The organism is Salinarimonas soli (assembly GCF_008386575.1).
GTDB lineage: Bacteria > Pseudomonadota > Alphaproteobacteria > Rhizobiales > Beijerinckiaceae > Salinarimonas_A > Salinarimonas_A soli.
Window position 1 is genome coordinate 1 of the sequence record NZ_VUOA01000037.1, and the last position, 13685, is coordinate 13685.

Annotated in this window: 11 protein-coding genes; 7 read left to right on the forward strand and 4 right to left on the reverse strand. The window is 69.1% G+C overall.

What is annotated here, in order from left to right:
- Positions 1-348: 348 nt before the first annotated feature.
- The 6 genes from F0L46_RS20525 (at position 349) to F0L46_RS20550 (ending at position 8061) form a co-directional block, all read left to right on the forward strand.
- Positions 349-927 (forward strand): PopZ family protein, encoded by a 579-nt coding sequence (locus tag F0L46_RS20525; protein WP_149821065.1) that lies wholly within the window; start codon positions 349-351, stop codon positions 925-927.
- 116 nt (positions 928-1043) lie between these two features.
- A complete protein-coding gene (locus F0L46_RS20530; RefSeq protein WP_149821067.1) occupies positions 1044-3755 on the forward strand; it encodes a valine--tRNA ligase in 2712 nt (903 codons plus the stop codon).
- A gap of 5 nt (positions 3756-3760) precedes the next feature.
- Complete coding sequence (locus tag F0L46_RS20535; protein WP_149821069.1) at positions 3761-4486, forward strand: DUF2459 domain-containing protein; 726 nt, start codon at positions 3761-3763, stop codon at positions 4484-4486.
- A 78-nt stretch (positions 4487-4564) separates the two neighbouring features.
- Complete coding sequence (locus tag F0L46_RS20540) at positions 4565-5146, forward strand: YqaA family protein (RefSeq protein WP_149821071.1); 582 nt, start codon at positions 4565-4567, stop codon at positions 5144-5146.
- A 377-nt stretch (positions 5147-5523) separates the two neighbouring features.
- Positions 5524-7494: an acetyl-CoA carboxylase biotin carboxylase subunit gene (locus tag F0L46_RS20545; RefSeq protein WP_188312062.1), complete on the forward strand. Its 1971-nt coding sequence runs from the start codon at positions 5524-5526 to the stop codon at positions 7492-7494.
- Positions 7495-7623: 129 nt separating this feature from the next.
- Positions 7624-8061, forward strand: coding sequence for a DUF1489 family protein (locus tag F0L46_RS20550; RefSeq protein WP_149821075.1), 438 nt, complete (start codon positions 7624-7626; stop codon positions 8059-8061).
- Positions 8062-8128: 67 nt separating this feature from the next.
- On the opposite strand, the gene F0L46_RS20555 is transcribed toward F0L46_RS20550, so the two are convergent.
- From F0L46_RS20555 to F0L46_RS20570, 4 genes are all read right to left on the reverse strand, one after another.
- Positions 8129-8386, reverse strand: coding sequence for a hypothetical protein (locus tag F0L46_RS20555; RefSeq protein ID WP_149821077.1), 258 nt, complete (start codon positions 8384-8386; stop codon positions 8129-8131).
- Between the two features lie 7 nt (positions 8387-8393).
- Positions 8394-10850 carry an ATP-dependent Clp protease ATP-binding subunit ClpA gene (clpA, locus tag F0L46_RS20560; RefSeq protein WP_149821079.1) on the reverse strand — a complete coding sequence of 819 codons (2457 nt, stop codon included), beginning with the start codon at positions 10848-10850 and terminating at the stop codon, positions 8394-8396.
- Between the two features lie 33 nt (positions 10851-10883).
- On the reverse strand, positions 10884-11267 hold the full coding sequence (clpS, locus tag F0L46_RS20565; RefSeq protein WP_149821081.1) for an ATP-dependent Clp protease adapter ClpS: 384 nt from the start codon (positions 11265-11267) through the stop codon (positions 10884-10886).
- A gap of 206 nt (positions 11268-11473) precedes the next feature.
- On the reverse strand, positions 11474-11809 hold the full coding sequence (locus F0L46_RS20570; protein ID WP_149821083.1) for a phasin family protein: 336 nt from the start codon (positions 11807-11809) through the stop codon (positions 11474-11476).
- A gap of 320 nt (positions 11810-12129) precedes the next feature.
- Between F0L46_RS20570 and F0L46_RS20575 the strand changes: the two genes are divergently transcribed.
- Positions 12130-13641 (forward strand): D-alanyl-D-alanine carboxypeptidase, encoded by a 1512-nt coding sequence (locus tag F0L46_RS20575; RefSeq protein WP_240540089.1) that lies wholly within the window; start codon positions 12130-12132, stop codon positions 13639-13641.
- Positions 13642-13685 lie beyond the last annotated feature (44 nt).

The following is a 13685-nucleotide window of genomic DNA, read 5'->3' on the forward strand; positions in this document are numbered from 1 at the left end:
GACCCCCTCAGGAGACTGAGGCAGCGGGCGGACGTCTCACGTCCGCCGGAACGCTTCCTGAGGCCGGCATCGTCGGCCTGATCGTATCCCCCACGAGCAGCAGATGAGGCGCGACCGATGCGATCGGCCGCGGCTGCGGTCGCGCATGTGTGGCCGAGTTCCCGCAGGGCGCGGCCGAACGAGATCGGGACGGCATTTTTGTGTGGGCCGGCGCGGCCCAGCTTTGATCGCATCCCCCGCGTCGCGTACAACGAATCAAGGCCGAGCGGGGGGTGATTCCCCGACCCATCGTCCAGTGAGCGGTTACCCGGCATGAGTTCAGCGAACCCGAAGTCGCAAGAGCCGTCGATGGAGGAGATCCTCGCGTCGATCCGCAGGATCATCTCCGACGACCAGGAGAGCGCGAAGGCGCCGCCTCCGGCCCGTGCGGCCCCTGCGCCCGCGCCGGCACCGGTCGAGGAGGACGACGAGGTTCTCGACCTCGCCATGGTGGCCCAGCCGGCCCCCAAGGCCGCTCCCTCGCTCGACATCGACCACGATGACATCGCCTTCCGGGACGAGGATCCCGGCCAGATCGACTTCGATTCGATCGGCCTGGACGACGAGCCGGAGCCCGAGCCGGACTTCGAGCCGGAGCCGGTCGCGGCCTTCTCGCCGGCCCCGGTGCCGCCCGCCCCGCCCGCACCCCGGGCGCCCGAAGCCGACTTCGAGGATCGCCTGCTCTCGGCCGCCACGGACGCCTCCGTGTCGCAGGCCTTCAACATGCTGGCCAACACCGTGCTCAGCAACAATGCCCGGACGCTGGAGGATCTCGTCAAGGAGATGCTGCGGCCGATGCTCAAGGCCTGGCTCGACGACAACCTGCCCACGATCGTGGAGCGCCAGGTTCGGGCCGAGATCGAGCGCGTGGCCCGCGGCGGCCGCTAGGCCGCGTCGAAACGGGGAGCGGAGGGCGGGCATCGGTTGACTTGCCGCCCCGCCTTCGGTTTCTAACCGGCATGTTTTCGCGCAGGATCCTGCGCCAACCCTGCCGGCACCGCCCCATGATGGACAAGACCTTCGATCCCGCCGCCGTCGAGGCGCGCATCGCCGCCCGCTGGGAGGAGGCCGAGGCCTTCAGGGCGGGGCGGCCCGAGCGGCGGGACGCCGAGCCCTTCACGATCGTGATCCCGCCGCCGAACGTGACGGGCTCGCTCCATATGGGGCACGCCCTCAACAACACGGTCCAGGACATCCTCTGCCGCTTCGAGCGCATGCGCGGCAAGGACGTGCTCTGGCAGCCCGGCACGGATCATGCCGGCATCGCGACCCAGATGGTGGTCGAGCGCCGCCTCGCGGCCGAGAACCGCAGCGACCGCCGCACGATGGGACGCGAGGCCTTTCTTGCCGAGGTCTGGAAGCAGAAGGAGGAATCGGAGCAGACGATCCTCAACCAGCTCAAGCGCATCGGCGCCTCCTGCGACTGGTCCCGCACCCGCTTCACCATGGACGAGGGCCTCTCGGCGGCGGTGCTGAAGGTGTTCGTGGACCTCCACGCCGAGGGCCTGATCTACCGCGACAAGCGCCTCGTGAACTGGGATCCGAAGTTCCAGACGGCGATCTCGGATCTTGAGGTGCAGCAGGTCGAGGTGAAGGGCAGCCTCTGGCACTTCCGCTACCCCATCGAGGGGGAGCCCGGGCGCTTCATCACGGTCGCAACAACCCGCCCGGAGACGATGCTCGGCGACGCGGCCGTCGCCGTGCACCCGGATGACGAGCGCTATCGCGATCTCGTGGGGCGCTTCGCTGTCCTGCCCCTCGTCGGGCGCCGCATTTCGATCGTCGCCGACGACTATTCCGACCCGGAGAAGGGCTCGGGCGCGGTCAAGATCACGCCGGCGCACGACTTCAACGACTTCGAGGTCGGCCGGCGCCACAGCCTGCCGCTCATCAACATCTTCGACCCGGAGGCGCGGATCGCGCTCGAGGGCAACGAGGCGTTCCTGGCGGGCGCCTCGGGGGACGACCTCCCCGTGGCGCTCGCGCTCCAGGGCCTCGACCGGTTCGAGGCGAGGAAGCGCGTCGTGGCGCTCATGGACGAGCGCGGGCTCCTTGCCGACATCCAGCCCAACGCCCATGCCGTGCCGCACGGCGACCGCTCCGGCGTGGTGGTCGAACCCTATCTCACCGACCAATGGTACGTGAACGTGAAGCCGCTCGCCGAGCGCGCCATGGCGGCGGTGCGCGAGGGCAAGACGCGGTTCGTGCCCGAGAACTGGGAGAAGACCTATTTCCAGTGGCTCGAGAACATCGAGCCCTGGTGCGTCTCGCGCCAGCTCTGGTGGGGGCACCAGATCCCAGCCTGGTACGACGCCGACGGCACCGCGTTCGTCGCGATGTCCGAGGCCGACGCCCAGGCGCAGGCGCGCGCGAAGCATGGGCGCGACGTGACGCTCACCCGCGACCCGGACGTCCTCGACACATGGTTCTCCTCCGCGCTGTGGCCGTTCTCGACGCTTGGCTGGCCCGATGCGACCCCTGAGGTGAAGCGCTACTACCCGACGAACGTCCTCGTGACGGGCTTCGACATCATTTTCTTCTGGGTTGCCAGGATGATGATGGCGGGTCTTCACTTCATGGACGAGGTCCCGTTCCGGGACGTCTACATCCACGCCCTCGTCCGCGACGAGAAGGGCGCCAAGATGTCGAAGTCGAAGGGCAACGTCATCGACCCGCTCCAGCTCACGGAGCAGTACGGCGCCGACGCCCTGCGCTTCACCCTCGCCGCCATGGCGGCGCAGGGGCGCGACATCAAGCTCGCGATCTCCCGCGTCGAGGGCTACCGCAACTTCGCGACGAAGATCTGGAATGCGGCGCGCTTCGCCGAGATGAACGGCTGCGTTCGCGTGGCGGGCTTCGACCCTGCCGCCGCCGAGGGAACGCTCAATCGCTGGGCCCTCACCGAGGCCGCCCGCGCGGTCGACGAGGTCACGGCGGGGATCACGTCCTACCGCTTCAACGAGGCGGCCGGCGCGGCCTACCGGTTCGTCTGGAACGTGTTCTGCGACTGGTACCTGGAGCTGTCGAAGCCCGTGCTCCAGGGCGAGGACGGGCCAGCGAAGGACGAGGCGCGCGCCACCATCGCCCATCTCCTCGACCTGATCTGCAAGCTCCTGCACCCCTTCATGCCCTTCCTCACGGAGGAGCTCTGGGCCGCCAAGGGGGCCGAGGGACCAGCGCGCGACGAGCCGCTCCTCACCTTGAGCCGCTGGCCCGCCGCCGACCTCCCGCGCGATCCCGAGGCCGAGGCCGAGATCGGCTGGGTGGTGGATCTCGTCACCGAAATCCGCTCGGCGCGCCAGGAGACGAACGTGCCCGCCGGCGCCCAGATTCCCCTCCAGCTCGTCGGCGCCTCGCCCGCGACCCGCGAGCGCGTGGAGCGCTGGGGCGACGTGCTGCGCCGCCTGGCCCGCCTGTCCGACATCGCCTTCACGGAGGCGGCGCCCAAGGCCTCCGTCCAGCTCATCGTGCGGGGCGAGACGGCGGCGCTGCCGCTGGAGGGCGTGGTGGACCTCGCGGCCGAGACCGCCCGCCTCTCCAAGGAGCGCGGAAAGCTCGAGGGCGACGTCGCGAAGATCAATGCGAAGCTCGGCAATGCCGACTTCTTGGCGCGCGCCCCCGAGGAGGTGGTCGACGAGCAGCGCGAGCGCCGCGATGAGGCGACGGGCCGGATCGCGAAGATCGACGAGGCGCTTCGGCGGCTGCGGGGCGAGTAACGCCGGTGGTGCGACGCCGGCTCGCCCGGGCCGGCGTCGCCCTCCTGCTCGTCGTTACCCTGGCTGCCGGCGCGGTCGTCCTCACCGCGAGGGGCGCCGACCCGGCGCTCTGGCCGCCGAAGCCCGGCGAGCCGGCAATCGTGGTCCACCTCGTCACGAACGGCTTCCACACCGGTCTCGTGCTCCCGCGCGAGCGCCTGTTGCAGGTCGCGCGGGCGGCGGGCCAGGGCGGTCTCGCGGCGCTCGCACAGCGGTTCGAGGCTTACGAGGCTGTCGAGATCGGCTGGGGCGAGGCGCGGTTCTACCGGGCGCCCGCTCCACCCGGCGGCTTCAACCCTTGGCTTGCCCTGCGGGCTCTTCTTTGGCCCGGCAACGGCTCCGTCCTCCATGTCGTCGGGTTGTCCGAGGATCCAGGGATCCTGTTCCAATCAGCGGAGCTGGTCGACATTTCGCTGACGGACGAGGGGTTTGCGCGCCTCGTCCGCCGCATGGGCGAGAGCGTCGCGGTGCGGGACGGCGGGCCGGTGGAGCTGGGGCAGGGGCTCTATGGGCCGAGCCTGTTCTACGAGGCGAGGGGCACCTTCAGCGCTTTCAACGTCTGCAATCATTGGGCGGCCCGCCTCCTCGCCGCCGCGGGCCTACCCTCCGCTCCCGTCCTGGCGACCTATCCGGCCGGACTCCTTCTCGACCTACGCGTGCGGGCGGGACTCGTGCCGCGGCCGAGGCTCTAGACGATTTTCGGCCGGTGGCACTGGTCTTTAACCCGGTTTGGCCTATGTTCCACGCCGCCTGCCAGGACCTCTCAAGCCATGCTGCAACGCACCTACAACTGGATCGTCTCCTTCGCATCCCACCCCTATGCGGTGTGGGTGCTTGCAGCCGTCTCCTTCGTCGAGAGCTCGCTTTCGCCGATCCCGCCGCTGCCCCTCCTCATCCCCATGTGCCTCGCCAACCCGCACCGGGCGTGGTCCTATGCGATCGTCTGCGCTGTGGCGTCGGTCGCGGGCGGGATCGTGGGCTACGGCATCGGCGCGCTGCTCTACGACACGCTGGGCGTCTGGATCATCTCGGCCTATGGCCTGGCCGACAAGGCGAACGAGCTCATCGCCACGTCGAAGGATTTCTGGTTCTGGGTGCTCGTCACCAAGGGCCTGACGCCGATCCCGTTCAAGATCGTCACGATCATGTCGGGCTTCCTGCACTTCGACGTCCTGAAATTCCTGCTCGGCTCGGTCGTCGCACGCTTCACGTTCTTCCTGCTCTTCGCCCTCGCGCTTCGGGTCTATGGCGTCCAGATCCGCGACTTCACCGAGCGCCGCCTCAAGCTCGCGACGATGATCCTCCTCGTCTTCCTCGTCGGCGGCTTCTTCGTGCTCCCGAACGTCTTGTGAGACGCACTCCCCTGTCCCCTGGGGAGAGGGATGCACGAAGTGCCACGGGGTGAGGGGGTACTACGGCAAACCAGCGGTCTCCCACCCCGCTGTTCCCATGCTGACCCTCGTCCTCAGGCGCGAGCGGAGCGAGCCTCGAAGGGCGCTCCAAAGGTCTCCGGACGGCTGCGGCAGGCGTGGTGCGTGCTTCGAGACGCCTGCTGCGCAGGCTCCTCAGCATGACGGGGATGGCTAAACCGCCAGCCCCCGACAGCGCGACCGCCAGCCCACGATCACCCCAGCCACCTTCCCATACGGGACACGGTCTCCTGCCACTTGACCATACGGACGGTGCGCCGCATGACGGGCGGGCCATCCGCCGGTCCGAGGAACCGCCCGTGCTCGAATCCGTCCTGATTGCCAATCGCGGCGAGATCGCCTGCCGCATCATCCGCACCGCCCGGCGGCTCGGCATGCGCACCATCGCGGTCTATTCCGAGGCGGATGCAAACGCGCTCTTCGTCGAGATGGCGGACGAGGCGCACCTGATCGGCCCGGCCGCGGCCCGGGAGAGCTATCTCGACATCGGCCGCATCATCGAGGCCGCGAAGGCGTCCGGTGCCGCCTGCATCCATCCGGGCTACGGCTTCCTGTCGGAGAAGCCGGACTTCGCCGATGCCTGCGCCGCGAACGGCATCGTCTTCGTCGGCCCGCCGGCCTCCGCCATCCGCGCCATGGGCCTCAAGGACGCCGCCAAGGCGCTCGTGGCGGGGGCGGGCGTTCCCGTGGTGCCGGGTTACCACGGTGCCAAGCAGGAGCCCGAGTTCCTGCGCCAGAAAGCCTACGAGATCGGCTATCCGGTCCTCATCAAGGCGGTCGCGGGCGGCGGCGGCAAGGGCATGAAGCGGGTCGACAAGGCGGCGGAGTTCGACGCCTCGCTCGCCAGCGCTCAGCGCGAGGCGTCGAGCGCCTTCGGCGATCCGCGGGTGCTCGTCGAGAAATACGTCCTGTCGCCGCGTCACGTCGAGATCCAGGTCTTCGCCGACGGCCACGGCAACGTGGTTCATTTGTTCGAGCGCGACTGCTCGCTCCAGCGCCGGCACCAGAAGGTGATCGAGGAGGCGCCAGCGCCCGGCATGCTGCCGGAGATGCGGGCCGCCATGGGCCGCGCTGCCGTCGAGGCCGCGCGCGCCGTCGGCTATGTGGGGGCGGGCACGGTCGAGTTCATCGCGGACGGGCGCGAGGGCCTGCGGCCCGACCGGTTCTTCTTCATGGAAATGAACACGCGCCTCCAGGTGGAGCACCCGGTCACCGAGGCTATCACGGGGCTCGACCTCGTGGAGCTGCAGTTCCGGGTCGCAGCCGGCGAGCGGCTGCCCTTCACCCAGGACGATCTCTCCATCGGCGGGCACGCGGTCGAGGCGCGGCTCTATGCCGAGGATCCGGAGCGGGGCTTCCTGCCCTCGACCGGGCGCCTCCATGCCCTGCGCTTCCCCGCGGGCGAGCGGCTTCGGGTCGACACGGGCGTGCGCCAGGGCGACGAGGTGACGCCGTTCTACGATCCGATGATCGCCAAGGTGATCGCCCACGGGGCGACCCGCGACGAGGCGCTCGACGCCCTGAGCGCGGCCCTCGGCAAGACCGTGGTGGCGGGCCCCCGCACGAACGTCGCCTTCCTGAAGGCTCTCTGCGACGCCTCGGAGTTCCGCACCGGACCCTTCGATACGGGCTTCATCGACCGCAACCTCGACGCGCTCGGCGCCGTGCCGCAGGCGCGGGACGATCGAGCGGTGGAGGCGGGCGCGGCGGCGCTTCTCGCCCGCGAGGACGAGCGCCTGGAGAGCCGGCGCCGGCCGGGCGAGCCCCTGTCGCCCTGGGACGCCGGCGACGGGTTCCGGCTGGTGGGCGGAGCGAGCGTCGGGGTGCCCCTCGTCGTCGATGGCGAGCGGGTCGACGCGTCTCTGGTTCTCGACGGGCATGGGGGCCGCACGGTCCGGGTCGGGACCGCTGAAGCCTCGCCGGGAATGGATGCCGGGGCCGAGACGATCATGACGCCCACGGGCGTCTACGTGCTGCGCGGCGGGCGGCAGACCTTCGTGGGCTTCCACGATCCCTTCGCGGTCGATCTCGAGCACATGGACGAGGGCGGCACCGTGAAGGCGCCCATGCACGGCAAGGTGGTCGCGGTGTTCGTCGCGGCGGGCGACCGGGTCGAGAAGGGCCAGCGGCTCGCCGTCGTCGAGGCGATGAAGATGGAGCACGTCCTCACCGCGCCGGTCAACGGGGAGATCGCGGACGTAACCGCGGAGCCCGGTGCCCAGGTCGCCGAGGGTGCCCGCCTCATGGTGGTCAAGCCCGACGAGGCGTGACCCGCCCTGCGGCGACAGGGCTCTTGCGGGGGCGGCGGGCTGGCCCTATCGGCGGCGTCTGGTCTACCCCTCGACCCTGATCTTGAGGCTCCGGGCGCCCGCCTGGATGCGTCTCGCGGAGAGCCGAACGTGTCGCTGCACCTGCTCAAGCTCTGCGTCGGCGCCGAATCGATCCAGGACCTGGAGGACTGGATCGCGCAAAGGCGTGCCGATGCCCTCGCGCGCGGCGAGGTCTACGAGCAGCGCCACACCACCCGCATGGTTCCCAAGCGCATGGAGGAGCTCACCGGGGGTGGATCGCTGTTCTGGGTGATCAAGGGGCACATCGCCTGCCGCCAGCGGCTTCTCGCCGTGCGGCCTTTCACCGACGCGGACGGCATCGGCCGCTGCCATCTCGTGCTCGACGCCGCGATCGTACCCGTCGCCGGGCGGCCCTGCCGGCCCTTCCAGGGCTGGCGCTATCTCACGCTCGCCGACGCGCCCCGGGATCTCGACCGCGCGGAGGGCGACATCGCCACCATGCCCGAGGCGATGCGCCGCGAGCTCCGTCAGCTCGGGCTCCTCTAGCTCACGCGAAAACGCCGCCCCGCCAGGATCACGGGACGGGGCCATGTTTCGGGACGTCAGGGACGGCTTAGAGCGCGCCGCGCGCCTGGCCGAGAGCCTGGACGACGGCGCCCGGCGTGGTGCCGAGAGCCGCGAGCACGGCGACCACGAGGCCGTAGCAGCCGGCCAGGATCAACGGCACCAGAATCCAGCCGAGAACCTCCTCGGCGAACTTCCGCTTGCGGCGGCGTTCCCACCGCTTCTCCCGCCAGGACAGCTGCGGCTTGGCGGGCACGGCCGGAGCCGCGATGGCGGGGGTGTCGATCTGGAGGCCGTCGTCCTGCATCGTCGTCCTATGCCTTCACGAGGGGGACCTTCGGCACCGTGCGAACGCCGCCCTCGCCGCCTTTCGGCTTGTCGGGCTTCGGAGTCCGCGCCTGCGCCGAGCGGGCTTTGCGCTTGGGCTTGTCCTTGGCGTCGGCGACGTCCTTCTCGGGCTTCGGGGTGACCGGCCCTTCGGGATAGTCGAAGCCGAGCGTCCGGCGGTCGCCCTCTTCCGTCTTCACCACCACGCGGACCGCTCCGCCGTTCTTGAGGCGCCCGAACAGCACCTCGTCGGCGAGCGGCGTCTTGATCGTGCTCTGGATGAGCCTGGCCATCGGCCGGGCACCCATCGCCTCGTCGTAGCCGTGCTCCACGAGCCAGTCGCGGGCCTCGTCCGAGAGTTCGATCGTGACGTTGCGGTCGGCGAGCTGCGCCTCGAGCTGGAGGACGAACTTGTCCACCACCTTCGAGACGACCTCCTTGGGCAGATGCCCGAAGGATATGACCGAATCGAGGCGATTCCTGAACTCGGGGGCGAACAGCTTGTTGATCGCCTCCATGTCGTCGCCCTCGCGCCGGGTGCGGGTGAAGCCGTAAGCCTGCTTGGCCATGTCGGCCGCGCCGGCGTTCGACGTCATGATCAGGATCACGTTGCGGAAGTCGACGTGCTTGCCGTTGTGGTCCGTGAGCTTCCCGTGATCCATGATCTGCAGCAGGATGTTGAACAGATCCGGATGCGCCTTCTCGATCTCGTCGAGGAGGAGGACGCTGTGGGGGTGCTGGTCGACGCCGTCGGTCAGGAGGCCGCCCTGGTCGAAGCCCACATAGCCCGGAGGCGCGCCGATGAGGCGGCTCACCGTGTGGCGCTCCATGTACTCCGACATGTCGAAGCGCAGGAGCTCCACCCCGAGGGTCTGTGCGAGCTGCTTGGCGACCTCGGTCTTGCCGACGCCGGTGGGACCCGCGAACAGGTAGCAGCCGATGGGCTTCTCCGCATCGCGCAGGCCCGCCCGGGCGAGCTTGATCGAGGCGGTGAGGGCCGTGATCGCCGTGTCCTGGCCGTAGACCACGCGCTTGAGCGAGGTCTCGAGGTTCGAGAGCACCTCGGCATCGTCCTTCGACACCGTCTTGGGCGGGATCCGCGCCATGGAGGCGATCGTGGTCTCGATCTCCTTCACGCCGATGGTCCGCTTGCGCCGGTTCTCGGGGACGAGCATCTGCGAGGCACCCGTCTCGTCGATCACGTCGATCGCCTTGTCGGGCAGCTTGCGGTCGTTGATGTAGCGGGCCGAGAGCTCCACCGCCGCCTTGATGGCGTCGTTGGTGTATTTCAGCTTGTGGAAGTCCTCGAAGTAGGGCTTCAGGCCCTTCACGATCTCGATCGTGTCGGGGATCGACGGCTCGTTGACGTCGATCTTCTGGAAGCGGCGCACGAGGGCCCGATCCTTCTCGAAGTACTGGCGATACTCCTTGTAGGTGGTCGAGCCGATGCAGCGCAGCGAGCCTTGCGCCAGCGCGGGCTTGAGGAGATTCGAGGCATCCATCGCGCCGCCCGACGTGGCTCCCGCACCGATCACGGTGTGGATCTCGTCGATGAACATGATGGCGTTGGGATGCGCCTCGATCTCCTTCATCACCTGCTTGAGGCGCTCCTCGAAGTCGCCGCGATAACGGGTGCCGGCGAGCAGGGTGCCCATATCGAGGGCGAAGACCGTGGCGGTGCGCAGCACCTCCGGCACCTCGCCCGTGATGATCTTGCGCGCCAGCCCCTCGGCGATCGCCGTCTTGCCGACGCCGGGATCGCCCACGAGGAGGGGATTGTTCTTCTGCCGGCGGCAGAGAACCTGGATGGTGCGCTGGACTTCCGATTCGCGCCCGATGAGCGGATCGATGCGGCCGTCCTTCGCCTTCTTGTTGAGGTTGACGCAGTAAGCGTCGAGCGCGTCGCCCTTCTTCTTCTGGCGGCCGTCGCCGTCCTCGCCGGTGGGCCGCTCGGTCGAGGATTCCTCCTCGACGCCCCGGACGGGGCGGCTCTCGGACATGCCGGCGCGCTTGGCGATGCCGTGGGAGATGTAGTTCACGGCGTCGTAGCGCGTCATGTCCTGCTCCTGCAGGAAATACGCGGCATGGCTCTCGCGCTCGGCGAAGATCGCCACGAGCACGTTCGCCCCGGTCACCTCTTCACGGCCGGACGACTGGACGTGGATCACCGCGCGCTGGATGACGCGCTGGAAGCCGGCGGTCGGCTTCGAGTCCTGACGGGCTTCGGTGACGAGGTTGGAGAGTTCGGTGTCGACATACTCGACGAGATTGCGCCTGAGCATCTCGAGGTCGACGTTGCAGGCCCGCATGACCGCGGCGGCATCCTGATCGTCGATGAGGGCCAGAAGGAGATGCTCCAAGGTGGCATATTCATGCCGTCGCTCGCCTGCGAGGGCGAGGGCCCGGTGGAGCGCTTGTTCAAGGCTGCGTGAAAAGCTCGGCAAGGGGGGCCTCTGCGATCTTTGCGGTGGACCGGGTCACTTCTTCTCCATAACGCACTGAAGAGGATGTTGGTGCTTGCGGGCGAAGTCCATCACCTGCGTCACCTTGGTCTCGGCGATCTCGTAGGTGAAGATTCCGCACTCCCCGACCCCGTTGTGGTGGACGTGGAGCATGACGCGCGTGGCGTCCTCGCGGGATTTGTTGAAGAAACGCTCGAGGACGTGAATGACGAACTCCATGGGGGTGTAGTCGTCGTTCAGCAGCAGAACCCGGTAGAGGTTGGGGCGCTTGGTACGGGTTTTCGTCCGGGTGATGATCGCGGTGCCCTGGCGGCCGTCGTCGTCGCCACCCGGCGCGCGCGGCTCCTTCGCCAGCCGCGTCGCAGGCAATCCGTGAAAGGTGTGGACGTCCGCGGACATCGTGATCCTGGTCTACAACCCGACTGGTCCGCCAAGGCCCGTATGGCCTGGAGCGGACCACCCCAGCCCGTGTGAGTCCCTAATCTATAGGCGACGAGCCCGCTTCGCCAGAGCGACGATATGCGGCGACGCCTGGAGCCTTGAAAACGCAAAACGCCCGGCCGCAGGGGCCGGACGTCTGGGTCCTTCCGAGAGAGGTAGGGGGCTTACTTGCCCGCGCCGACCTTCGCCACCAGACCCTCGATCGGCTTGAACGACTCCTTGGCGAGGTTCGTGTAGAGCTCGCCCATCTTGGTCGCCTGGGCCACGAAGCCCTCGTACGACGCCTTGAAGTAGTCGGTCTGGATCTCGATCGCCTTGTCGAGGGTCTTGGCGCCGACGAGCTTCTCGAGCGTGGCGCTGCTGTGCTCGAAGGACTTCTTGGCGTAGTCGGCGGCCTCGACGGCGATCGTCTGGGCGGAGGCCGACAGGGTCCCGAAGGCCTTCATGGTGGCCTCGACGTTGTCCTTGCCGAACTGCTGGATGTTCTCGAACTGGTTCATGGCTGCTTCGGCGCGGCGCGCCGCCTTCTCGTCGCTGATGTCAGGTTCGCCGCCACCATCGGGAAGCGAGCGATGCCAGTATGTGCACTGCACCATTCGCTGTCAAGAATATTGTGCACTGCACAAAAGTCGAAGATCCCCCGTGATCCGATTAACTCCCCCGTAACCGCGTCGTCCTACCGTCTTGGGGTGTGTCGTTGCGGGCACGCCGTCTCCGGACGGCGCCCGCAGCACGGATCGAAGCCGGCAGGACGAGGACGGGCGTCACGATGGTATGGGGTAGCGTGTCTGGTCAGCGCGGGCGTATCGCAGCGCTGGCGATGGCGGTGGGAGCGGCGGCGACCGTCCTCGTGGCGAGCGCCTCTCCGGCGGATGCGGCGCGGCGCAAGCGCGCCTCGGGCGGTTACAACCCGCCCTATGCCGCCATGGTGGTCGACGTGAAGACCGGCCGCACCCTCCACGCGGTGAACGAGGACGCCCTGCGCCATCCCGCGTCGGTCACGAAGGTGATGACGCTCTATCTCCTGTTCGAGCAGCTGGAGCGCGGGCGCTACCAGCTCGATACGCCGCTCGCCGTCTCGGCGCGCGCGGCCGGCATGGCGCCCTCGAAGCTCGGCCTGCGCGCGGGCTCCACCATCGACGTGGAGGACGCGATCCTCGCCCTCGTCACGAAATCCGCCAACGACGCGGCGGCGACCATCGCCGAGAACGTCGCGGGCTCCGAGACGGCTTTCGCCGACCTGATGACCCGCCGCGCCCGCCAGCTCGGCATGTCGCGCACCGTGTTCCGCAACGCCTCCGGCCTGCCCAACCCGCAGCAGGTCACCACGGCGCGGGACCTCACGATCCTGGCGCGCGCGATCCAGGACCGGTTCCCGAAATATTATAAGTACTTCCAGACCCGCCAGTTCGAGTTCGCGGGCCGGGTGCACGGCAACCACAACCGGCTTCTCGGCCGCGTCGAGGGCGTCGACGGCATCAAGACGGGCTTCGTGCGCGCGTCGGGCTTCAACCTGATGACGAACGCGAAGACCGACGACCGCCATATCGTCGCCGTGGTGCTCGGCGGGCGCTCGGGCGCCCACCGGGACGGGATCGTCACGAATCTCGTGGAGACGCTCCTGCCTCGCGCCTACGCCGGAGCACGCCAGACGGCCCCGATCCTCGTGGCGGGCGACCAGACCCCGGTCCCGGCTCGTCCGGCGGTCGTGGCCGAGGCGCCCAAGGAGACCCCCAAGGAGGCGCCTCGCGCCCGGGCCGACGTGAACGTGGAGACCACCGCCACCACGACCCCCGTGCCCCAGGCCCGGCCGAAGGCGCCCCTCGACCTCAATGCCATGCGCCCGGCCGTCGCCTCCGCCGCCGGCGGCTCGACGACGACGCCCGGCTCGGGGCCGGCGCTTCGCTGGAACCAGGGGCCTGCCGGCACCCCGGCGTCCGCCTCGGCCTTCGCTTCGGCGGACTCTGCGGCGCTGCCGCTTCCCGCCGCCCACGCCGCCCGCGCCGAGGCTCCCCGTCCGGCGACCGTCGTCGCCAAGGCGGAGCCCAAGGCCGAGACGAAGCCCGAGCCCGCCCGCGCTGCCGCCTCCGCGTGGGTGATCCAGCTTGGCGCCGTGGACGACGAGGGCAAGGCCAAGGAGATGCTCGAGGCCGCGAAGTCCCGCAGTGGCCGCACCCTCGCCAAGGCCTCACCCTTCACCGAGAAGGTCACCCGCGACGGCTCGACCCTGTTCCGGGCCCGCTTCTCGGGCTTCAGCGAGGCCGACGACGCGCAGGACGCCTGCCGCACCCTGAAGCGCAACGGGTTCAACTGCTTCGCGACCCGCAGCTGACCGCGGATCGCAGGGCCGGCGCCCGGAGCGGCGCCGTCCGATGC